Genomic DNA, 21,730 nt, shown 5'->3' with positions numbered 1-21,730 from the left:
AGCTATCCGATGACAAGTAAAACCCTTACCGCTGCGGGCCTCCTGTCCCTGCTGGCCAGCAGCGGCGTCCACGCCGCGATCTCTCCCGAAGCCTGCGACAGCAAGTCCTTCCAGACCGTGCTGCACCCGGCGGCGGCATCCTTCGATGCGCGCGCCGTCTGGCTCGACCGGCGCCTGGTCGCCTTCCCCGGCGCGTCCGCGGACGGCGTGTTCAAGCTCTATCACTCCCCCACCGGTTCGATCGCCGCAGCCGTCGGCGGCAAGGTCGCCGGCAGCATGGGCGCGCTGACGCTGGTCCCGGCCAGGGGCGCCGTGCCGCCTGCATTGGCGGAGCGCTTCAAATGGGTCGGCGCCGGCCCGGTGCTGCAGCTGGACGAGAACGACGTGTCGAAGATGGGCGAACTGCACCGCCAGCAGCTGGTGCTGGTGCAGGAAGATGCGCAAGGCATCGTGCGCGCGGCCACGCGCGTGCAGGTGGCGGGCGCGCTGGACGACCTGTATGCGGCTGCCGGCAAGCTGGACAAGCTTGGCGTCGACATCGCCAACAACCGTACCAGCTTCAGCGTGTGGGCGCCGACCGCCCGCCAGGCCGCCGTCTGCGTCTACAACACCGGCAGCTCGACCGCGCGCGCCGTCTACCAGCTGGCCTTCGATCCGGCCACCGGCGCCTGGAATGCCGCGGTCCCGGGTGACCTCAGCGGCAAGTACTACAAGTATGCGGTCGACGTGCCGGTCGACGGCGGTGCGGGTTCCGGTGGCATCGTACGCAACCTGGTCACCGATCCGTATTCGGTCAGCCTGACCACCGACTCGAAGCGCAGCTACATCGCGCGCCTGGATTCGCCGCGCCTGAAGCCGGCCGGCTGGGATGCGGCGCCGGCGCCGCAGACGGTCAAGGCCCCGACCGACATGGTGGTCTACGAACTGCACGTGCGCGACTTCTCGATCAACGACGCCAGCGTGCCGGAACGCCTGCGCGGCAAGTACGGCGCCTTTACCCGTCCGGACTCGAACGGCATGCGCCACCTGGCCGCGCTGGCGAAGAGCGGGCTGACCGACATCCACCTGCTGCCCGTCTACGACATCGGCAGCGTGCCGGAAGCCGGCTGCGCGGTGCCCAGGCCTTCCGGCGCGCCGGACAGCGATGCCCAGCAGGCGCTGGTGAAAAAGACCGCGGAAACCGACTGCTTCAACTGGGGCTACGATCCCTATCACTACAACGCACCGGAAGGCAGCTACGCCACCGATCCGGCCGACGGCGCGCGCCGCGTGGTCGAGTTCCGCGAAATGGTCGACGGCCTGCACAAGCTGGGCCTGCGGGTCGGCATGGATGTCGTGTTCAACCACACCTTCAGCGCCGGTCAGGTCGAAAAATCGGTGCTGGACCGCATCGTCCCCGGCTACTACCACCGCCTGAACGCGCTAGGGGGCATCGAGCGCTCGACCTGCTGCGACAACACGGCCACCGAAAACCTCATGATGGGCAAGCTGATGATCGATTCGGTGGCCCTGTGGGCGACCCAGTACAAGATCGATTCCTTCCGCTTCGACCTGATGGGCCACCAGCCGCGCGCCACCATGGAACAGCTGCAGCGGACCGTGAACGCCGCTGCCGGCCATCCCGTGCAGCTGCTCGGCGAAGGCTGGAATTTCGGCGAGGTCGCCAACGGCGCGCGCTTCGTGCAGGCGTCGCAGCTCTCGCTGAACGGCAGCGGCATCGGCACCTTCAACGACCGCACCCGCGACGCCGTGCGCGGCGGCTCGGCCGGCGATTCCGGCGAGGCGCTGTTCGCGCGCCAGGGCTGGATCAACGGCCTGGTCTACGATCCGAACGGCCACGGCCGGCACGATCCGCGCGAACTGCTGCGCGCCGCCGACATGGTGCGCGCCGGCCTGGCCGGCTCGATCCGCAGCTATCCGCTGCAGACCTTCGACGACAAGACCGTGCCGCTGGAAGCGATCGACTACGGCGGCCAGCCGGCCGGCTATGCCAGCGAACCGTCGGAAGTCGTGAACTACGTCGAGAACCACGACAACCAGACCCTGTTCGACAACAACGTATTCAAGCTGCCGGCTTCGACCCCGTCGTTCGAACGCGCCCGCGTGCAGGTGCTGGGCATGGCCGTCGACGCCTTCGCGCAGGGGATCGCCTACTACCACGCCGGCATCGACGTGCTGCGCTCGAAGTCCCTCGACCGCAACAGCTTCAACTCGGGCGACTGGTTCAACCGCCTCGACTGGACCTACCGCGACAATTACTTCGGCACCGGCCTGCCGCCGGCGGAAGATAACGGCAAGGACTACGCGCTGCTGCAGCCCCTGCTGGCCAACCCGGCCTTCAAGCCGGCGCCGTCGGATATCGCCTTCGCGCGCGACGCCTTCCGCGACCTGCTGGCGATCCGCGCCAGCTCGACGCTGTTCCGCCTGCCGAGCGCCGCGGAGATCAAGCGCCGCCTGCGCTTCTTCAACACCGGTTCGAACCAGAACCCGACCGTGGTCGCCGCTCACCTGGACGGCGCGGGCTACCCGGGCGCCAACTATCCGGGAGCTAACTACAGGGGGATCAGCTACTTCATCAACGTCGACAAGGTCGGCCACACCGTGACCGATCCCCGGGCGGCCGGCAAGGCGCTGCACCTGCATCCGGTGTTCCTGGCCCCGAACGCGGCCGACAAGCGCGCGACCCAGGCGAGCTTCGATCCGGCCACCGGCGCGTTCAGCATTCCGCCGCGCACGGCGGTGGTGTTCGTGGAGGACTGAGCCGGCCGAGCCGGCGCTGGCGCATCCAGGAAGAAACGAAACAGGCCTTGACCGCCGCTGGTGCTAGACTTTTTCCCTCACTTCAGGGAGAACCGGCATGGAAAAGATCCGGGCCTTTGCCGCCCAGTCGGCGGGCGGCCAGCTTGTTCCTTTCGACTACGATCCGGGGCCGCTGGGCCCGGAAGACGTCGAGATCAAGGTCGAGTATTGCGGTGTCTGCCACTCCGACCTGTCGATGCTCGACAATGAATGGGGCATCACCACCTACCCCTTCGTGCCGGGCCACGAAGCGATCGGGCGCGTGGCCGGCCTCGGCGCCATCGCCGAGACCAAGGGATTGACGCTCGGCCAGCGCGTCGGCGTCGGCTGGAACGTGCGCAGCTGCCAGCATTGCGCGGCCTGCCTGCGCGGCGACTTCCAGCTCTGCGAGACCGTGCAGGCGACCATCGTCGGCCATCACGGCGCCTTTGCCGACCGCGTGCGCGCCCACTGGGTGTGGAGCGTGCCGATCCCGAATGCGCTGGCGTCGGGCAATGCGGGGCCGCTGCTGTGCGGCGGCATCACCGTGTTCGCGCCGCTGCTGCAGCTGCACGTGCCGCCGACCGCGCGGGTGGCGGTGTTCGGCATCGGGGGCCTGGGGCACATGGCCCTGATGTTCACGAAGGCCTGGGGCTGCGAGGTCACGGCCTTCACCTCCTCGCCCACCAAGGTGCAGGAGGCGATGTCCTTCGGCGCTCACCATGTGGCCTCGAGCCGCTCCGAAGCCGACATGCAGCGCCTGGCGGGCAGCTTCGACTTCGTCTTCATCACCGCCAATGCGGCGCTCGACTGGGATGCCGTGATCGGCCTGCTGGCGCCGGGCGGACGCCTGCACTTCCTGGGCGCCGTGCTGGAACCGGTGCCGGTGCAGGTGATGAGCCTGGTGATGGGGCAGCGGGCGATCTCGGCCTCGCCGACCGGCAGCCGCTCCCAGATCGACACCATGCTGCGCTTCGCCACCCACCACCACGTCGCGCCCAAGGTCGAGCACTTTCCGATGAGCCGGGTGAACGAGGCGATGGACCACCTGCGGGCCGGCAAGGCCAGTTACCGGATCGTGCTCGACGCCGATTTTGCGTAGACGAGGCCAGACCAGCGGCGGCGGCCGAAGCAGGCCAGCGTTAGTGCGGCCGCCGTGCACAGCCAGCCGAACAGGTCGCCGCTGCGGGTATAGAGCGTCGTTCCCGGCAGCGCTGCCGGCATCCGGCCCAGCAGGGTCGCACCGGGCAGTTCCGCCGAGGGCTTCGACGCCGTCACGCGGCCGTAGGCATCGCTGATCGTCAGCAGGCCTTCGCGCGCCGCGCGCAGCATCGGCATGCCGGTTTCCACGCCGCGCACGGCGGACAGGTGCGCCGCGTAGTCGCCGTCCTCGCCGAAGTCCCAGGCCGGCACCAGCAGGGCCTGGGCGCCCAGTTCCGCGTAGTCGCGTCCCATCGCCGCGAAATGCATGTCCTTGCAGATCGCCAGGCCGAATCTCAGCCGATCCTGGTGTCCCGCCATCGTCTGCACCGCGAAGGCCGAGTCGGCCGCGAAGTCGCGCTCCGGCGGCGCCAGGTGGTGCTTGACGTAGTCGGCGGCCAGCTCGCCGTCGGGCGCGAACAGCCACAGGCGGTTGGTCTTGCGGCCGTCGTCGACGCCGACACCCAGGGCCAGCCAGACCTTGGCGCGCGCAGCCAGCGCCGCCATCCTCGAACGCAAGACCTCCGCTTGCGCCGGCGGCAGCACCGCAATCTTCTCGGGCAGCAGTACCAGCCGCGCGCCCTGCCCGGCCAGGCTCTCCACGTGATGCTCGTACTGCGTCCAGATGCGCTCGACCTGGGCGCCTGGTACGCGCGGGCCGATGAAATCGTCGATCACCGCCATGCCGACCAGCTCTCCGTGGGCCGGCGCGGCCGCCGGGATGCGGGCTAAGCCGAAGCCCAGGCAGCCGGCAGCCAGCAGCAGCGAAGCGGCCAGCGGCCAGCGCGCCGCCCGCCAGCCGTGCACCGCCGCCCACGCCAGCGCGGCCGGCGGCAGCGACAGCACGAACACCAGCCCGGGCACGCCCAGCAGCGAGGCAAGCTGCAGCGCGGGCGGGAAGCCGGCCTGGGAATAGGCGATGCTGTCGAAATTGCCGTCCGGGTGAAGATGGGCCAGCAGGGTGTCCACCGCACACCACATCAGCGGATAGGCCAGCACCGTCCACGCCGACGAAGACGCCAGCATCACGCGCCGCGCCTGCGACACCACCAGCACCCACAACAGCGCCAGCAGCAGGGTCACGAACAGCGCCGCCGCCAGCGGCATCACCAGGGTGTGGTAGTGCAGGTCGGCGCTGGCGGCCACCGCACCGGCCAGCAAGGACCAGCCCAGGGCCGCGCGCGTGGAACTGCGCAGCGCGGCTACCAGCAGCGGCGCCGGCGCCAGCCAGGCCAGCCACCAGACCGGATGCAGGCTAAAACTCCAGCGCATCATCAGCCCGCCGAGAAGCGCAAGCGCGGCATTGAGCATGTGATCACCTCGAATGCGCATCGCTTCAGGCCTTCCGCGTAAAACCGTCCGCGCTCCACTGTTCGCTGCCCACGCCATGGCGGACCGTGAACAAGCCCTCCGGGTCGTAGCGCTCCTTCACCTGCAGCAGCTTCGGATAGTTGGCTCCCCAATACGTGTCTTGCCAGCGCTGCTGGAAGAAGTCGCTTTCCGAGACGTAGGCGCCGGCATTCGGCGCCACCTTGCGCAGCACATCCATCGCCCGGCGGACCTTGGCGGCGCGGCGGTGGGCCTCCTGTTCGTCGACCTTCGCGCCCGGCATGCCGGGATAGGCCGGACCGCCGCCGCCGGCGATGATGGCGAGCGCGAAGGCATCGGCCACGCCGGGGTTGGTCGCCGTGCTGCGGGTGGCCGCGAGCGCCTGCGGCGGCGCGCCGGCGATTCCCTTGTTGAAGTGCAGCTCGACCCACCACTGCTGCGAAGCCGCGCACAGGCTGTCCACCAGCCGCGCCTGCGCCCCCTCTTCCAGCAAGGCGGCCGGCAGCCAGCTCGATTCGTAGCCGTGGATGTACCAGCCGACCTGGCCGCGGTCGCCCTCCCACACGGCGTGGTGGGCCGGCGCGCCTTCGCGCTCGTCCTTCACCATGAGGCCGGGCGCGGTCTTGCTCCAGAAGTCGGCGTCCCAGAAACGGCGCGCTGGCACCGCCATGATGGTCGGCTCCTTGAAGCTGTAGTCGTTGTTGGCGCGCACCCAGTCGAGGAAAGGCGCCCATACCGCCTTTGCCTGGGCGCCGTCCAGGCCCTGGAACACCATCGCCAGGTGCAGCGTCCTGCCTTCGCGCAGCGACACCTGCTCGCCCCAGTGCTCGTTGAACAGGCGCTCGCGGTAAAAGGCGATGAAGCGCGCGACCAGGGCCTTGAATGCCGCGTCCGAATCGGCCGTGATGTCGCCGAACACGCCGCCGAAATATTCCGGCAACTCGTGCGTGCGCAGGGTGAGCCGCGTGACCACGCCGAAGGTGCCGCCGCCGCCGCCCTTGAGGGCCCAGAACAGCTCGGGATTGTTGTGCGCGTTGGCGATCCGCACCTGGCCGTCGGCAGTGACGATTTCCGCTTCGAGCAGGCTGGCCGCCGCGGTGCCGTAGCGTTTCGAGAAGCTGCCGAAGCCGCCGCCCGTCACCAGCCCGGCCACGCCCACCGTGGTGCAGCCGCCGCCCTGCACGTAGCGGCCGGCCTTGGTGGTCACGGCCGTGTAGGCGTCGATCCACATCGCGCCGGCGCCGACGCTAACCGCCGGCAAGGCCTCGGCCTGCGTGCCTCCCTGCGGCACGAAGGCATCAATCAGGGTGATGTCGTTCATGGCGCGGGTCCACACCAGCAGCGAGTCCGGCGCGTTCGAGCCGCCCTTGTAACTGTGGCCGCCGCCCTTGACCACCAGGCGCAGCTTGTGGGTGCGGGCGAAGTCCACGGCGGCGGCGACGTCGAGCGCATTGCGCGCCGCGACCGCATAGGCGCTCGGCTGCGACAGCCAGGCGTCCAGCCAGCCGCTGGTCTGGGTCAGGGCGGGATTGTCGCCGACGACGTAGGGATTCTTCAGCTGCTCGCGCATCGCCGCGCAGGCGGCGGCATCGGTGGCGCAGCCGGCGAAGGGCGAGGCCAGCTTCAGCAGCCGTCCGGAGGTCGCGCGGCGCAGGCCCTCCCAGTCGGCGGCGCCGGGCCAGCCGGGCATACCGGGGCGCACACGGACCAGCACCGCCTTTCCCTTCGCCTGCGCCCGCGCCGGTCCGGGCAGGCCGCCCGCTACCAGCGCGGCGCCCAGGGAAGCTTTCAGAACCTCGCGTCGTTTCATGCTTCATCCCTCGTTGTTGGTTTGTTCGCAACAAGGATGCAGGAAGCCGGACGGGCCGGCAATCGCTTTGTGGCGAACCGGGATTGGCCGGTGGCGAAACGGTCGCCTTCCACATCCTAGAAATTTTAGTTGCTATTACATGGAAGTTAACGCTACATTTGTCACGCAATATCATACCAACAAGGAGAATCCCCCGATGCCGCCTGCCCGACCTGTGCCCATGCTTCAGCGCCGCCTGCTGCGCTTCTCCCTGCTGCCCGCCGCCCTCGGCGCCGCATTTTCCGCCCATGCCCAGCAAGCCGGCGCCGGCGCAGCGGTCCAGCAGGTGCAGGTACAAGGCAGCACGGCCGCCTACGATGCGCGCCGCGACGATACCGCCATGAAGACCGTGGTCCGCCACGACGAGATCGTGCGCTATGGGGACACCAGGCTGCTCGAGGTCCTGAAGCGCATCCCCGGCGTGACCGTGGGCGGCGCGGCCGGCCATGGCGGCGAGGTGCGCATGCAGGGCCTGGGCAGCGGCTACACGCAGCTGCTGGTGAACGGCGAACGCCCGCCGGCCGGCATGCAGGTCGATACCCTGGCGCCCGAGATGGTCGAGCGCATCGAAGTGATGCGCGCCGCCAGCGCCGAGTTTTCGATGGAGGGCATCGCCGGCACCATCAACATCGTGCTGAAGAAAACGGTGCGCAAGCCGGAACGCGAGCTGAAGATCGGCTACGGCATCGGACGCGATACCCGCAGTCCGAACGCCAGCCTGCGCCTGGCCGACCGCGACGGCGCCTTCGGCTACGAACTGGCGGGCAGCCTGGCGCACGACGGCTTCCGCGGCGAGGCGCCGGGCCGTGAGGAAGCCGTCGACGCCGGCGGACGCCGGACCCTGCTGCGCACCACGGCCGGCCACGAGGACGGCAGGATGACGACGCTGAATTTGACACCGAAACTGCAGTGGAAGCTCGACAGCGGCGATACCCTCGGCCTGGAGACCTTCCTGAACCTGAACCGCTTCCGCATCGGCGTGAATGCGCCCACCGCCACCCTGCTCGGCGAGCTTCCGCCTTATCCGGACAAGCAGTATTGGATGGCCAACGACAACGATGTCCTGCGCAGCACCCTGGAATGGGCGCATGCGCTGGCGTCCGGCGCGCGGCTGGAGGCGAGGCTGGGCGCCTCCGCCAGCCGCACCGACAACACGACCCGGCGCGCGGCCGGCGGCAATCCGGCGGTGGGGCCGCTCACGCGCACCATCGATTCGCGCGGCCGCGACCGCGGCCTGAGCACGACCGGCAAATATACGGTGCCGCTGTTCGACGGCCATGCGCTGGCGCTGGGCTGGGACGGCGCCTGGGACCGCCGCAGCGATGCGCGCCGCGAGCACGACTACCTCGACCCCACGGCACCCATTCCCGCCGGCGACGAGCATTACAGCGGCCACGTGGCGCGCCTGGCGGGCTATGCCCAGGACGAGTGGACGCTCACACCGCAGCTCTCGCTCTACCTCGGCGCGCGCTGGGAAGGCGTGCGCATCGAGGCCGACGGCAACAGCTTCGGCACGGCGCGCTCGCGCTCCGGCGTCTTCAGCCCGGTGCTGCAGGTGCTGTACAAGCCGCCCGGCATGAAGGACGACCAGCTGCGGCTGGCCGTGGCGCGCACCTACAAGGCACCCGGCATGGACCAGCTGCTGCCGCACCGCTACACCTCGGTCAACAACAACCCGGCCGAGCCGGACACCGAAGGCAACCCGAACCTGAAGCCGGAACTGGCGCTGGGCATCGACGCCGCCTGGGAGCATCGCTGGGCGGAGGGCGCGATGCTGGCACTGAGTGCGTCCACGCGCCGCATCGACGACACCATGCGGGCGCTGGTGGTGTTCGACGGCGGACGCTGGATCGCCCTGCCCGTCAACCTCGGCAAGGCGCGCACCCATACGCTGCAAGTGGAGACGGCCTTTCCGCTGCGGACGCTAGTGGATGGCGCGCCGCCGCTCGAACTGCGCGCCAACGTCGCGCGCAACTGGTCCAGCGTGGATGCGGTGCCGGGGCCCGATAACCGGCTCGACGAGCAGGTGCCGCTATCGGCCAATCTCGGCGTCGACTACCAGGGCAAAGGCGTGACGGCGGGTGCGAACTTCGGCTTTCGCAAGGGCGGGCGGGTGGCGGTGGCGGCCAACCAGGCGGTCTGGCTGCACGTGCAGCGCGATCTCGAACTGTACGCGCTGTGGCCGGTCGACAAGCGCAACCGGCTGCGCATCAGCGCCGCCAACCTGCTGGGAATGGACATGGTCAACGAGCGCAGCTACACCGACCTCGCCGACGGGACGACCCTACGCAACCGGATCGCCAACATCGGCCATCCGAGCCTGAAGCTGAGCCTCGAGTCCAGCTTCTGAAGGGCCAGCGTCTGAAGGAGCGGAGGACGGCGGTTCCGCCGCCCTGCCCGGGCCGGGACAGAATGCGCACAGCATGATCAGCGTGGCCAGGATCGCCAGCCGCTTGAGGTCATCCGGATGCATCACGGCAGTCTCCAATGAGGGAAGATCCCCCATTGTGGAATGCCGTGTGGAAACGTTCTTGATCCAGCCGGCCCGGCGATCAGATGTCCAGGTGGGAGATCAGCAGGCGCCGGCGCTCGCTGTCGCCCTCGCCGCCGTCGCCGTTCTCCTGCCCCAGCGAGATCCCGACCGCCATGATGTCGATGAGGAGCAACTGCAGGATGCGCGAGATCATCGAGAGGAAGGTCGTGCTGTCTTCGCTGTGGTCGACCGCCAGGCAGATGCTGGCCTTCCTCGCCAGCGCCGACTTGCTGCTGGTGATGGCGATGACGTCGGCGCCGGCCGCGCGCGCGGTGTCGACGGCCGACAGCAGCTCGGGCAGCTGGCCGGTGGTCGAGATCGCGATCACGACGTCGCCCGGTCCGAGCAGCTCGGCGGCCAGGCCGAACAGGTGGGAGTCGCCATAGGACGAGGTCGGGATGCGGAAGCGGAAGAACTTGTGCTGGCCGTCCAGCGCCACCACGCGCGAATTGCCCATCGCGTAGAACTCGACCCGCTTGGCTTTACGCAGGATCTCGATGGCGCGGTCGATCGAGTTCACGTCCAGCTGGTCGCGGAACTTCAGGATCGCCGATACCGTGTTGTCGATGACTTTCGCCGACAGGTCGTGGGTGCTGTCGGTCATGCGCACCTGGCTGTGGCGCACGGGGATGGTGCCGGTCAGGCTGCCCGCGAACTTGAGCTTGAAGTCGGCCAGGCCGGAAAAACCCAGCGAGCGGCAGAAGCGGATCACGGTCGGCTGGCTGACGTCGGCCAGCTTTGCGATCTCGGCGATCGGCTCGGACAGCACCTTGCGCGGATGCTCGAGCACCAGGGTCGCGACGCGCTGCTCGGCCGGCGACAGCTCGTGCTGCAGGTGCTGCACCCGTTCCATCAGGGTGTTGGCGCCGGTGCGGCCGCGCAGGTGCTCGGACAGGATGCTCGCCACGCCATACAGGGCCGGATTCGGCGTCATGATGACGTAGGTCGGGATCTGCGCCAGGTAGTCCGAGAAGCGGCCCTTGGCTTCGAAACGGGCGCGGAACGGCGACGTGGCGAACCACTGCGCCACGCGCGGCACGATGCCACCGCCGATGAAGATGCCGCCGAAGGCGCCCAGGGTCACCGCCAGGTTGGCCGCGGCGCCGCCCAGCATGCCGGCGAAGCATTCCAGCACTTCCAGGCACAGCGGGTCGTTCTGCTCGAGCGCGCAGCTGACGATTTCCGCGGCGTTGCGGCCGGGTGCCTGGACCTTGTTACGCAGAGCCAGCGCGCGGTAGATGATCTCCATGCCGGGGCCGGAGATCAGGCGCTCGTTCGACACGTGCTGCCACTCGCGCCAGGCGTACTGCAGGATCGCGAACTCGCGCTCGTCGGCCGGCGCGAAGTTGACGTGTCCACCCTCGCTGCCGAGGGTGACGAAGCCGTCGACGGTCGGGATCACGCCGGACACTCCCAGGCCCGTGCCCGGCCCCAGCACGCCGGCCACCGCATGCGGCTGCGGCTTGCCGCCGCCGATCTGCAGCAGCTCGTCCGGCTTGAAGCCCGGCAGCGCCATCGCCAGCGCCGTGAAGTCGTTCACGATCAGCAGCGTGGTCAGGCCGAGCGCGCGCCGCACCTCGTCGGTGGAGAACTGCCAGTCGCGGTTGGTCATGCGGATGAAATCGCCGCTGATGGGATTCGCCAGCGCGAAGGCGGCATGGCTGATGCGCACGCCGTTGGTCTGCGCCAGGTAGGCGTTCAGCAGCGGGACGATGCCGGGATAATCGTCGCACAGCAGCACGGCGACATTGCGCAGCACGCCCGGCGCGCTCTCCAGCGCAAAGCGCGCATGGGTGGCGCCGATGTCGGCCAGCAGGCGGGGCCCGTCGGAGTAGGCGGCGCGGGGTTGCTTTTGTTCGGTGGTGTCAGGCTCGATGGTCATTGCGCTAGGATACCATTGATTGATTGGCACCAAAATGCCTCGCTCGTCGTTCCCGCCTTCGCGGGGACGACGAGCTATTAACTACTCCGCCTGCGCCGGCTGCGGCACCGCCGCCCCCTCGACCCGCACATCCGGCATGAATAGCAAGATCACCAGCGCCACCAGCACGATCGCCGTACCTGCGCCGAAGATGTTGGCGATGGCGTGCCGGTAGACTTCGCGCATGGCCGGGTCGAGCACGGCGCCGCTGCCGGCGCTGGCTGCCGCCTCGATGCCGTGGGCGTGCAGCTGGTGGGCCAGGATGGCGCCGGAGCCGGTTACGCCCAGCAGGCCGCCGAGCGAGCGGAAGAAGGTCAGCATGGCGGTGCCGACGCCGCGCCGCGCCACCGGCAGTGCGCTCTGCACGACGATGGTCATGTTCGGCATCACCAGGCCCAGGCCGGCGCCCAGCAGGAAGATCGGCGGCTCGATGAACAGGTAGCCGCGGCCGCTGCCCATGGCCCAGGCCAGCATGCCGAAGGCGGCCACCGCCACCGCCAGCCCCACCACCTGCACCTCCTTGTACTTGTTGGCGCGCGCCACCAGGCGGCCGATCACCGCCGACGACAGGATCATCCCGGCCATCATCGGCACCGTCAGCATGCCGGAATTCGCCGGGCTGCTGCCCATCACGAGCTGGAAGAACAGCGGGAAGAACACGCTCGATCCCATCAGGCCGACGAAGCTCAGCGCCATCACCACGCTGGCCAGGTTGAACACCCGGTTGCCGAACAGGTCGGGCGGCAGCACCGGCTCGGCGGCGCGGCGCAGGTGTACAAGCAGCCAGGCGCCCAGCACCACCGTCAGCGCGGCGCAGACCTTGATCTGCGGCGCGCTCCAGGCCCATTCGGTGCCGCCCAGGGCCAGGATCAGCAGCAGCGAGACGATGCTGCCGGTGAGCAGAATCGAGCCGAGATAGTCGATGCGGTGCGCGTGCGTGACGGCGGGTTTGCGCAGCGAGCGCGCGATCGACCAGCAGGCGAAGGCGCCCACCGGCAGGTTGATGAAGAAGATCCAGTGCCAGGACAGCAGATCCGTCATCAGGCCGCCCAGCACCGGACCGAGCACGCTGGTGACGGCGAACACGATGGCGATCGAGCCCTGGCGCTTGGCGCGGTCCTTCGGCGCCACCAGGTCGGAGATGATGATCTGGGCCAGCGGCATGAAGCCGCCGGCGCCCATGCCCTGGATGGCGCGGAACACGATCAGCTCCGTCATGCCGCCGGCCAGGCCGCACAGCACCGAGCCGACCAGGAAGGTGGCGAGGGCCGTGAAGATCATCGGACGGCGGCCATACTGGTCGGCCATCTTGCCGTACAGGGGCATGGTGGCGGTCGAGGCCAGCACGTAGGCGGTCACCACCCAGGACAGGTGGGCCATGCCGCCGAGGTCGGCGACGATGCGCGGCAGCGCGGTGGCGACGATGCTCTGGTCGAGGGCGCCCAGGCCGAGCACGGCCATCAGGGCGAAGTAGACGGCGCGGATCTCCTTCTCGGAAACCGGCGCGGGTGAGGTGGCGTGCGGATTCTGGGTCATGGGTTCATCTTACGACAAGACCCGTGAATTCAGCGCTAGCGTGCCCCCTTCCCCGCCTGCCTTCCCGCCAGCCAGGCCAGCACCGCGCCCGCCACCAGCACCGCCGCGCTCAGGCTGAAGCTGGCCCGGTAGCCGCTGGCATCGAAGAGGATGCCGCCGATCGTTGCGCCGGAGGCGATCGCCAGCTGCACCACCGCCACGATCAGGCCGCCGCCCGCCTCCGCATCCTGCGGCAGGGTGCGCGCCAGCCAGGTCCACCAGCCGACCGGCGCCGCGGTGGCGACCAGGCCCCACAGGCCGAGCAGCGCGGCGGTGGCGGGCAGCGAGGAACCGAAGGCCATCAGGGCCAGGCCGATCGCCGCCATCACGAGCGGGATGACGACCAGGGTGCGGTACAGCTGCTTTTCCAGTACCGCGCCGATCAGGGTGGTGCCGATGAAGCCGGCCACGCCGACGATCAGCAGCATGCCCGAGACCATCGACACGCCGGCATGGGTCACGTTCTCCAGGAAGGGCCGCAGGTAGGTGAAGAGCGCGAACTGCCCCATGAAGAACAGCGCGGTGCCCGCCATCCCCAGCGCCACCACCGGGCGCTTCAGCAGCCGGAAGGCGGCGCCCGCCCCTGCCCCGCCCTCGGCATGCATCTTCGGCAGGCTGAAGAACTTCCAGCCGAAGGCGATGGCGGCCACCGGCACCACGGCGAAGAAGGCGCCGCGCCAGCCGATGACGCCGCCCAGGAAGCTGCCCAGCGGCGCCGCCACCACGGTCGCCAGCGCGTTGCCGCCGTTGACGATCGCCAGCGCCTTCGGCACCGCGCGCTCCGGCACCAGCCGCATGGCGGTCGCCGCCGACATCGACCAGAAGCCGCCGATCGCCACGCCGATGAAGGCGCGGCCGGCCATGAAGACCGTGTAGTCGGGCGCGAAGGCGGCCACCGTGCCGGACACCATCATCATCAGGGTCAGGGCCAGCAGCAGCACCTTGCGGTCCAGCCGTCCGGCCAGCGGCGCGATGAACAAACTCGTCACCAGCGCAAACGCGCCGGACACCGAGATCGCCTGGCCGGCCTGGCCTTCGCTGATGTGCAGATCTGCTGCGACCGGCGTCAGCAGGCTGACCGGCATGAATTCGGACGCCACCAGCACGAAGGCGCCGAGCGCCATCGCGAACACCGCGCCCCATGCCGCCGGCCTGCTTTCCACTTCCGCCGCAGCGGCAGGGAGTCGCATGTCCATATCCGTCTCCTCAAGCCGCCAGAGTCGCGCTGTCGATCACGAAGCGGTACTTGACGTCGCCCTTGAGCATGCGCTCGTAGGCGGCGTTGATCTCGTCGGCCCGGATCATCTCGATGTCGGACACGATGCCGTGCTCGGCGCAGAAGTCCAGCATTTCCTGGGTTTCCGGGATCCCGCCGATCATCGAACCGGCGATGGCGCGGCGCTTGGTGATCAGGTTGAACACCTGCGGCGACGGGTGCGGCGTGGCCGGCGCGCCGACCAGCACCATGGTGCCGTCGCGCTTCAGCAGGTTCAGGTAGGCGTCGAGGTCGTGCGGCGCCGCCACGGTATTCACGATCAGGTCGAGCGTCTTCGCACGCGCGGCCATCGCCGCAGGGTCCCTGGACACGACCACTTCGTGCGCGCCCAGCGCTTCCGCATCCTTGCGCTTCGATTCCGAGGTCGTGAAGGCGACCACGTGGGCGCCCATCGCACGCGCCAGCTTGATGCCCATGTGGCCGAGGCCACCGATGCCGACGATGCCCACGGTCTTGCCGGGGCCGGCCTTCCAGTGGCGCAGCGGCGAGTAGGTGGTGATGCCGGCGCACAGCAGCGGCGCGACGGCGGCCAGCTGGTCTTCCGTGTGCTTCACGCTCAGCACGAAGCGCTCGTGCACGACGATCTGCTGCGAGTAGCCGCCCAGCGTGTGGCCGGGAGCGTCCTGGGTCGGGCCGTTGTAGGTGCCGACCATGCCGTCGCAGTACTGCTCGAGGCCTTCCTCGCAGTCGGCGCAGTGCTGGCAGCTGTCGACCATGCAGCCGACGCCGACCAGGTCGCCGACCTTGTGCGTGTGTACGTGATCGCCAACCGCCGACACCCGCCCGACGATCTCGTGGCCCGGCACGCAGGGAAACAGGGTGCCGGCCCACTCGGCGCGCACGGTGTGCAGGTCGGAGTGGCAGACGCCGCAGAACGCGATGTCGATCTGGACGTCGTGCGGACCCGGCGCGCGGCGGGTGATGTCCATCGATTCCAGCGGCTTGTCGCTGGCATAAGCACCATAGGCTTTCACGGTCATGCTGGTTCCTTTCATTCGCAAAGAGCGCATGATACGAGCAAACCCACCCGCGAAACGGTGCCGGAATTGCATGGGCTTATGAATGCAGCTCATGAATCACATCGTTAATTAACGCTAAACTGTCATCAATGGCCCGCGAAAACATCAACGACATCCTCGTCTTCCTCGCCGTCGCGCGCGAACGCAGCTTCACGCGCGCGGCGGCCAAGCTCGGCATGACGCAATCGGCGCTCAGCCACATCATCCGCGGGCTGGAAGAGCGCCTGGGCGTGCGCCTGCTGACCCGCACCACGCGCAGCGTCTCCCCCACCGATGCCGGCGAGCGCCTGCTGCAGAACGTGGGGCCGCGCCTGGAAGAGATCGAGGCCGAGATCGCCGCCGTCAGCGACCTGGGCGACAAGCCGGCCGGCCTGGTGCGCATCACCGCCATCGACCACGTGGTCGACAGCGTGCTGTGGCCGCGCCTGGCGCCGCTGCTGCCGCAGTATCCCGACCTGCACGTGGAAATGAGTGCGGACTACCGCCTGGTCGACATCGCCGCCGAACGCTACGACATCGGCGTGCGCTGGGGCGACCAGGTCGACAAGGACATGATCGCGGTGCGCCTGACGCCGGACATGAAGATGATGGTGGTCGGCGCCCCGTCCTACTTCGCGCACCGGCCGGTGCCCGGCTCGGCCCAGGACCTCATGAAGCACAACTGCATCAACCTGCGCCTGGCCAGCAGCGGCGGCCTGTATGCCTGGGAGCTGCGCCACGAGGGCCGCGACATGGAAGTACGGGTGCGCGGCCAGCTCACCTTCAACAGCGCCTACCAGATCCTGCACGCGGCGCTCGACGGCTGCGGGCTGGCCTTCATTCCGGAAGACCTGGCCGGCGCCCACGTGCGCGCCGGACGCCTGCAAAGCGTGATGGAAGACTGGTGCCCGAGCTTCCCGGGCCTGCACGCCTACTACCCGAGCCGGCGCCAGAATTCGCGCGCGCTGGCCTTGGTGATCGAGGCGATCCGCTACAAGGGCTAGTACAGCTTCGCCAGGTCCTTCCTGAGCTGTACCACCGTGGGCGTCACCACGTTCAGGAAGGCCGCTTCGCGCGAGCGCCGGGCAAAGGCCCTGCCCTCGCTGCCCAGCAGGGCGCGTCCGCCGAGGGCCTGGAGTTCCAGCCGCACCGCATCGGCCGCCATCTCGACCATGCGCAGGCGCAGCAGCAAGAGCTCGCGCGGCCGTTCGCGCAGGCCGCTCCCGTCCAGGCCCGCAAGCAGGACCGCTTCGAGATCCCGGGTTGCCGATTCGAGCGCTGCGAGTTCAGTAGACTGCGCGCCGGCCAGCGCCTGCCGCGTCGCCCGCAGCGAGGCGCGCGCCAGTCCGAGCCCCAGTCCGCACTGGAGTCCGACGAAGACCGGACGGATGGCGGGCAGGAAGACCCGCGCCTGCGGATGCAGCTGCCAGGACTCGTCGACCGTCACCTGGCCGAGGTGCAGCGCCGCCGTATTCGTGCCGCGCAGCGCCAGCAGCTCGAGGTCCGGCGTCCGCTGCAGTCCCTGCGCATCGTGCGGCACGGCGAACACCGCGGGATTGTCGCCCTGCGCATCCCCGGCCGCGATCGCGGCGACGAAGCCTTGCCGGCGCAGGTTGCTGGCCCAGGGCACGGCGCCGTTCAGGCGCATGCCCCCGGCCCCCGTCGTGAAGGACGTGCGCAGGCGATCCAGGCCGCCCAGGAACTTCATCGCATTCGACAGCCCCGGCGCGCCGGCCAGCCTTCCCTGTTGCAGGTCCGGCATGAGACGCGCGGCCAGTTCCCGGTTCGGGCTGGCCAGCACGCATTCCATGAAGGCGCGCTGCGCCCAGAACACGAAGGCGGCGCTGAGCGAATGTTCGGCCAGTGCCGCGACCACGCGCACGGCGCTGCCCGGCGTTCCGGTTGCGAACAGGCCGGATTGCGCCAGCCGCGCCAGCAAACCATCCCCTTCATCGGGAAGAGTATCGAGTGCTTCCGCACGCTCCCTGATCCAGTCGACAAGCGATTCATCCAGCACGGCCATCGATTTACCTTTTATGAAATTGCATCGATGGTAAGCGAAAACAAGGTCCATACATGCGCCGGCGCCGAGATACGTACGCTCCCAGCAGAAAACAAAAAAACCAGCGAAAATAAGAACTTACGAATTCAAGGACCTTCCTTTCGCCATGTCCAATGTAGCTTCTTCGACTATCCCCCGCCGTGCGGCGATGAATCCGACCCCGCTCGGCGTCTCGCTGCTGCTGATCGTCCTCGGCGCGTTCTATCTCGCACAGACGGTCAGTGCCAAGATTTCCGCGCTGTTCGTGGTCGGCGCGCTGCTCGGCCTCTCGCTGTACCACGCGGCCTTCGGCTTCACCTCGTCGTGGCGCGTGTTCATCGCCGACGGCCGCGGTGCCGGCCTGCGCGCGCAGATGCTGATGCTCGCCGTCGGCGTCGCGCTGTTCTTCCCGGCGCTGGCCAGCGGTACGCTGTTCGGCAATCCCGTCACCGGCCTGGTGTCGCCGGCCGGCACCTCCGTCGTCATCGGCGCCTTCATGTTCGGCATCGGCATGCAGCTCGGCGGCGGTTGCGCTTCCGGCACCCTGTACACGGTGGGCGGCGGCAGCACGCGCATGATCGTGACCCTGGCCGCCTTCATCGCCGGCTCGGTGATCGCCACCGCGCACATGCCCTTCTGGACCTCGCTGCCCCAGCTCAAGCCGGTCTCGCTGGTGAAGACCCTGGGCCTGGCGCCCGCGCTGCTGCTCAACTGGCTGGTGTTCGCGGCCATCGCGGCCATTACTATCGTCGTCGAGAAGCGCCGTCACGGCCGCCTGGTCGCCCCGCAGCTGCCGGCGGACCACGCCGCCACCTGGCTGCACGGCCCGTGGCCGCTGGTGGCCGGAGCCCTGGCGCTGGTCGTGCTCAACTTCGCCACCCTCGCGCTGTCGGGCCGTCCCTGGGGCGTGACCTCGGCCTTCGCGCTGTGGGGCGCCAAGGCGGCGTCAAGCATCGGCATCGACACCGCCAGCTGGGCCTACTGGTCGACCAAGGCCAACGCCGCCGCACTGGCCGCGCCGGTCTCGCATGACGTGACGTCGGTGATGGACATCGGCATCGTGCTCGGCGCCATGCTGGCGGCCGCACTGGCCGGCCGCTATTCGCCGGTGTGGAAGCTGCCGCTGCGTTCCGTCATCGCGGCCGTCGTCGGCGGCCTGCTGCTGGGCTACGGCGCCCGCCTCGCCTACGGCTGCAATATCGGCGCCTACTTCAGCGGCATCGTGTCGGGCAGCCTGCACGGCTGGCTGTGGCTGGTGGCCGCGTTTGCCGGCAACGTCTTCGGCACCCGCCTGCGTCCGCTGTTCGGCCTCGAGGTCGAGCGGGTGAAACCAAGCGCCTGCTGATTCGCCTATCCTTCCACGACCGGATGCGCAAGGTGTCCGGTCTTTAGATAAAAACTCACTCCCTGCCAGCCGGCGATGAAGTTGCCCTGTTCGCCGGCCGGCAGCCTGATCCAGCTTCCTGCTCCGTAACGCCGCTCGCCATCGGCGATCTCGCCCTCGAGCACCAGCAGTTCGGCACCCCCGACCACCCCTCCCAAGATCGCCTGCCCCGCTTCCAGGCGCTGCAGGCACACCTGCTCGGCAGGGCTCGAAAACAGCGGGCAGGTCATCCTGTCGCCGTCACGCCGCCAGGCGGCGGGATCGCGCGTATCGATACGCACGCGCTGTTCGTCATCCGGCATCATCTGGCGCAGCTTGACGAAGATGAGCGCGCCCCCGGCACTGGAAGGCTGGTGCGCCGTCCCCGGCGGATTGCGCAGATACCAGCCGGCCGGGAAGTCCCCGGTCTCGTCGGAGAAGGTGCCCGACAGGACCAGGATCTCTTCCCCGCCCGGATGCGCGTGCGGCGGGAAGCGCGAATCCGGGGCATAGCGCACGATGCTGGTGGCGCGGGCTTTCTCCTCGCCGATCCGGTCCAGCATCATCCGCTCGACACCCGCCTGCGGCGACGCGGCCCATTCGTACTGGCCGGGTTCGACGATGACGCGCCGTGAATAGTCTGCGTTGACGAACATGCGTTCCTCCTTACTTGCCCGCCAGGCCCTTCAATAGGGCCGCATGGAAGGCCGCCGGGTCCTGCATCTGCGGCGCATGCCCCATGTTCTCGAACTCGACCAGGGTCGCGTGCGGGATCGCTTTCGCGGTGCGCTTGCCCAGCTCCGCATAATTGCCGAGCCTTGGCCGCAGCTCGGCCGGGGCGGCATCCTTGCCGATGGCGGTGTTGTCCTTCGTCCCGATCAGCAGCAGCACCGGCATCTTCAGCAGCGGGAACTCGTAGACCACCGGCTGGGTGTAGATCATGTCGTACAGCAGGGCCGAGTTCCAGGCCACCAGCCGTTTGCCCGGCCCACGATACATCCCCGCCAGCATCTGCACCCAGGGCTCGTATTCGGGCTTCCACTGGTTCACGTAATAGGTCGATTTCTCGTAGTTGCGGATCTTGTCCTCCGTGGTGCCAAGCTCGCGCTCAAACCATTTGTCGACGCCCAGCGACGGCACGCCCAGCGCCTTCCAGTCCTCGAGACCGATCGGATTGGCCAGCACCAGCTGCTCGGTCTGGTCCGGATACAGCAGGCCGTAGCGCACCGCCAGCATGCCGCCGGTGGAGTGGCCCATGACGGTCGCCTTCCTGACGCCGATCGCTTCCAGCAGCGCATGCGTGTTGGCCGCCAGTTGCTGGAAGCTGTACTGGTAGTGCTCGGGCTTGGTCGACTTGCAGAAGCCGATCTGGTCCGGCGCCACCACGCGGTAGCCGGCCTTGCTCAAGGCCTCGATCGACGATTGCCAGGTGGCCGCGCAGAAGTTTTTGCCGTGCAGGAGAACCACGGTGCGGCCGTTCGGCATGGCCGGCTTGACGTCCATATAGGCCATGTGCATCGGTACGCCTTGCGAAGTGAAGCGGTACTGCTGCACCGGGTAGGGATAGTCGAAGCCTTCGAGTTCGGGGCCGTAGGCGGGTTCGGCGGCCCGGACGGCGCCCACGACGAGGCTCAACAGCAGTGCGGTGGCACGGAAACGGAGGTGGACAGGCATCATGCTTTCCCGACGGATTACGATGCCTGCGAGTCTAGCCTATCCACGAAATCACTTCAGCACCGCTTCCGCATCGACGATATCGACGCCCTGCAGCTGGCCCAGCCAGCTATCGAACCAGGGCTTGTGCGAAGCGCCGACGATGGTCAGCACGCGCGCGGCCGGGCGTTCGCGGAAGGTCTCGCGGATGTTGGCGACCATGCGCAGGTTGCGCACTTCCCAGCCGCCGACGAACATGCGCGGATAATTTTCCGGAGAGTTTGCGCGCATGGCCGGGACCACGTTGGCTTCGGCGAGCGTTTTCAGGTTATTCGGGTCGTTGACGTAGCGGTACAGCGGCACCAGGTCCGGGGCCTGCTTGAGCACGTCCTCGCGTTTTTCGAGTTCCTTGAACCCTGTGTGGGAGGCCCAGGCGGCTTCGAGCGCCTTGACGTAGGCCTTGGCGTCCGCGACGTCGATATTGTCGCCGGTATGGTTGTCGACCGCGTGGACCCGCTCCAGGCCCAGGCGCGCGGCCAGGCGGGCGGCGATCTGGTAGCTCTCGTTGTTGCGCTTGCCGATCTGCGCCAGCTGTTCGACCAGGGCGGCGTCCAGGCCGTCGCCGCTGCGGCGCTCGGCCTCGGGCAGGCGCAGCCACTGCACATAGGCGGATGCCGGTTCGTGCGCCGCCAGGAACAGCGCGGCCAGATGGCGCCGCTGGGCCGGCGTGGGCGGCGACGGCTGCGCGGGCCAGGCCTTGAGCGTCGCAGCGATCCCGGCCAGGGCGCCCGGGATATCGAGACCGGTGGCCTTGCGCGCCGCCTCGGGCGCGTCGCAATAGCCGGCGCCGTATTTGGCGGGATGGCGCAGCGCGAGGTCGCATTCCTCGCCGGGTTCGTTCTCGACGGTGATGATCTCGGGCCTGAAGGCCGCGAGCTTGTCCAGCACGCCGTCCAGCGCTTTCGGATCGAAGCTCTTCGGCATATAACGCAGGTGCACGGTGCCCAGCACCAGTACCTGGGCGCGCGCTCCCGCCATGTCGCGGTCGAGCGCCGTCAGGTCGATCGACTGCGCCTGTACCGCGAGCGGTAATGCAGCGACGAGTCCCCAGCTCCACTTGGTCCACTTGCCCATCCTCTTCCCCCTTTCGAACGGTGTTTGTCGTAGCCGCTCAATGTAGAGAGGAGAGAGGAGGAGCTCAACGGCGATGTGGA

Annotated in this window: 15 protein-coding genes; 5 read left to right on the top strand and 10 right to left on the bottom strand. The window is 68.6% G+C overall.

The annotated features are described in order from the left end of the window. The first annotated feature begins 9 nt into the window (after positions 1-9). Both AC1DOQ_RS13825 and ahr read left to right on the top strand, forming a co-directional pair. Positions 10-2,760, top strand: a complete 2,751-nt coding sequence (locus AC1DOQ_RS13825; protein ID WP_477364835.1) for an alpha-1,6-glucosidase domain-containing protein — start codon at positions 10-12, stop codon at positions 2,758-2,760. A 97-nt stretch (positions 2,761-2,857) separates the two neighbouring features. After that, on the top strand, positions 2,858-3,880 hold the full coding sequence (gene ahr, locus AC1DOQ_RS13820; RefSeq protein ID WP_477364832.1) for an NADPH-dependent aldehyde reductase Ahr: 1,023 nt from the start codon (positions 2,858-2,860) through the stop codon (positions 3,878-3,880). Here ahr and AC1DOQ_RS13815 read toward each other — a convergent pair. Together AC1DOQ_RS13815 and AC1DOQ_RS13810 are read right to left on the bottom strand one after the other, a co-directional pair. Further along, positions 3,847-5,289, bottom strand: a complete 1,443-nt coding sequence (locus AC1DOQ_RS13815; protein ID WP_477364829.1) for a nitrilase-related carbon-nitrogen hydrolase — start codon at positions 5,287-5,289, stop codon at positions 3,847-3,849. The genes ahr and AC1DOQ_RS13815 overlap by 34 nt on opposite strands. Positions 5,290-5,314: 25 nt before the next feature. Continuing rightward, the gene (locus tag AC1DOQ_RS13810; RefSeq protein WP_477364826.1) at positions 5,315-7,117 is read right to left on the bottom strand and encodes an FAD-dependent oxidoreductase; all 1,803 of its coding nucleotides are present in this window, start codon (positions 7,115-7,117) and stop codon (positions 5,315-5,317) included. 220 nt (positions 7,118-7,337) lie between these two features. On the opposite strand from AC1DOQ_RS13810, the gene AC1DOQ_RS13805 reads away from it, so the two are divergent. Then, positions 7,338-9,506, top strand: a complete 2,169-nt coding sequence (locus tag AC1DOQ_RS13805) for a TonB-dependent receptor plug domain-containing protein (RefSeq protein WP_477364823.1) — start codon at positions 7,338-7,340, stop codon at positions 9,504-9,506. Between the two features lie 202 nt (positions 9,507-9,708). Here AC1DOQ_RS13805 and AC1DOQ_RS13800 read toward each other — a convergent pair whose 3' ends face one another. The 4 genes from AC1DOQ_RS13800 to AC1DOQ_RS13785 all read right to left on the bottom strand — a co-directional run bounded on the left by AC1DOQ_RS13800 (position 9,709) and on the right by AC1DOQ_RS13785 (position 15,441). Continuing rightward, positions 9,709-11,571, bottom strand: a complete 1,863-nt coding sequence (locus AC1DOQ_RS13800; RefSeq protein ID WP_477364820.1) for a glucokinase — start codon at positions 11,569-11,571, stop codon at positions 9,709-9,711. A gap of 81 nt (positions 11,572-11,652) precedes the next feature. After that, positions 11,653-13,146 carry an MDR family MFS transporter gene (locus tag AC1DOQ_RS13795; protein ID WP_477364817.1) on the bottom strand — a complete coding sequence of 498 codons (1,494 nt, stop codon included), beginning with the start codon at positions 13,144-13,146 and terminating at the stop codon, positions 11,653-11,655. Positions 13,147-13,181: 35 nt separating this feature from the next. After that, entirely contained in the window at positions 13,182-14,381 is a 1,200-nt protein-coding gene (locus AC1DOQ_RS13790; protein WP_477364814.1) for an MFS transporter, read from the bottom strand. 10 nt (positions 14,382-14,391) lie between these two features. After that, positions 14,392-15,441 (bottom strand): NAD(P)-dependent alcohol dehydrogenase, encoded by a 1,050-nt coding sequence (locus AC1DOQ_RS13785; RefSeq protein WP_477364811.1) that lies wholly within the window; start codon positions 15,439-15,441, stop codon positions 14,392-14,394. A 128-nt stretch (positions 15,442-15,569) separates the two neighbouring features. Between AC1DOQ_RS13785 and AC1DOQ_RS13780 the strand changes: the two genes are divergently transcribed. Further along, positions 15,570-16,463 carry a LysR family transcriptional regulator gene (locus tag AC1DOQ_RS13780; protein WP_477364808.1) on the top strand — a complete coding sequence of 298 codons (894 nt, stop codon included), beginning with the start codon at positions 15,570-15,572 and terminating at the stop codon, positions 16,461-16,463. On the opposite strand, the gene AC1DOQ_RS13775 is transcribed toward AC1DOQ_RS13780, so the two are convergent. Further along, positions 16,460-17,482: an acyl-CoA dehydrogenase gene (locus AC1DOQ_RS13775; protein ID WP_477364805.1), complete on the bottom strand. Its 1,023-nt coding sequence runs from the start codon at positions 17,480-17,482 to the stop codon at positions 16,460-16,462. The two genes, AC1DOQ_RS13780 and AC1DOQ_RS13775, sit on opposite strands and share 4 nt — an antisense overlap. A gap of 145 nt (positions 17,483-17,627) precedes the next feature. On the opposite strand from AC1DOQ_RS13775, the gene AC1DOQ_RS13770 reads away from it, so the two are divergent. Further along, the gene (locus AC1DOQ_RS13770; RefSeq protein ID WP_477364802.1) at positions 17,628-18,845 is read left to right on the top strand and encodes a YeeE/YedE family protein; all 1,218 of its coding nucleotides are present in this window, start codon (positions 17,628-17,630) and stop codon (positions 18,843-18,845) included. 5 nt (positions 18,846-18,850) lie between these two features. Here the strand turns inward: AC1DOQ_RS13770 and AC1DOQ_RS13765 are convergent, their stop codons facing one another. The 3 genes from AC1DOQ_RS13765 to AC1DOQ_RS13755 are packed head-to-tail and all read right to left on the bottom strand — an operon-like array spanning position 18,851 to position 21,650. Beyond that, positions 18,851-19,519 (bottom strand): cupin domain-containing protein, encoded by a 669-nt coding sequence (locus AC1DOQ_RS13765; protein ID WP_477364799.1) that lies wholly within the window; start codon positions 19,517-19,519, stop codon positions 18,851-18,853. A gap of 10 nt (positions 19,520-19,529) precedes the next feature. After that, positions 19,530-20,537, bottom strand: a complete 1,008-nt coding sequence (locus AC1DOQ_RS13760; RefSeq protein WP_477364796.1) for an alpha/beta fold hydrolase — start codon at positions 20,535-20,537, stop codon at positions 19,530-19,532. Positions 20,538-20,588: 51 nt separating this feature from the next. Then, positions 20,589-21,650 (bottom strand): DUF5694 domain-containing protein, encoded by a 1,062-nt coding sequence (locus tag AC1DOQ_RS13755; protein WP_477364793.1) that lies wholly within the window; start codon positions 21,648-21,650, stop codon positions 20,589-20,591. Positions 21,651-21,730: the final 80 nt, after the last annotated feature.

It is taken from the genome of Massilia sp. 01N417, assembly GCF_056399645.1.
The sequence above is the reverse complement of the archived record's forward strand: the minus strand, read 5'-3'. Positions and strand labels throughout refer to the sequence as shown.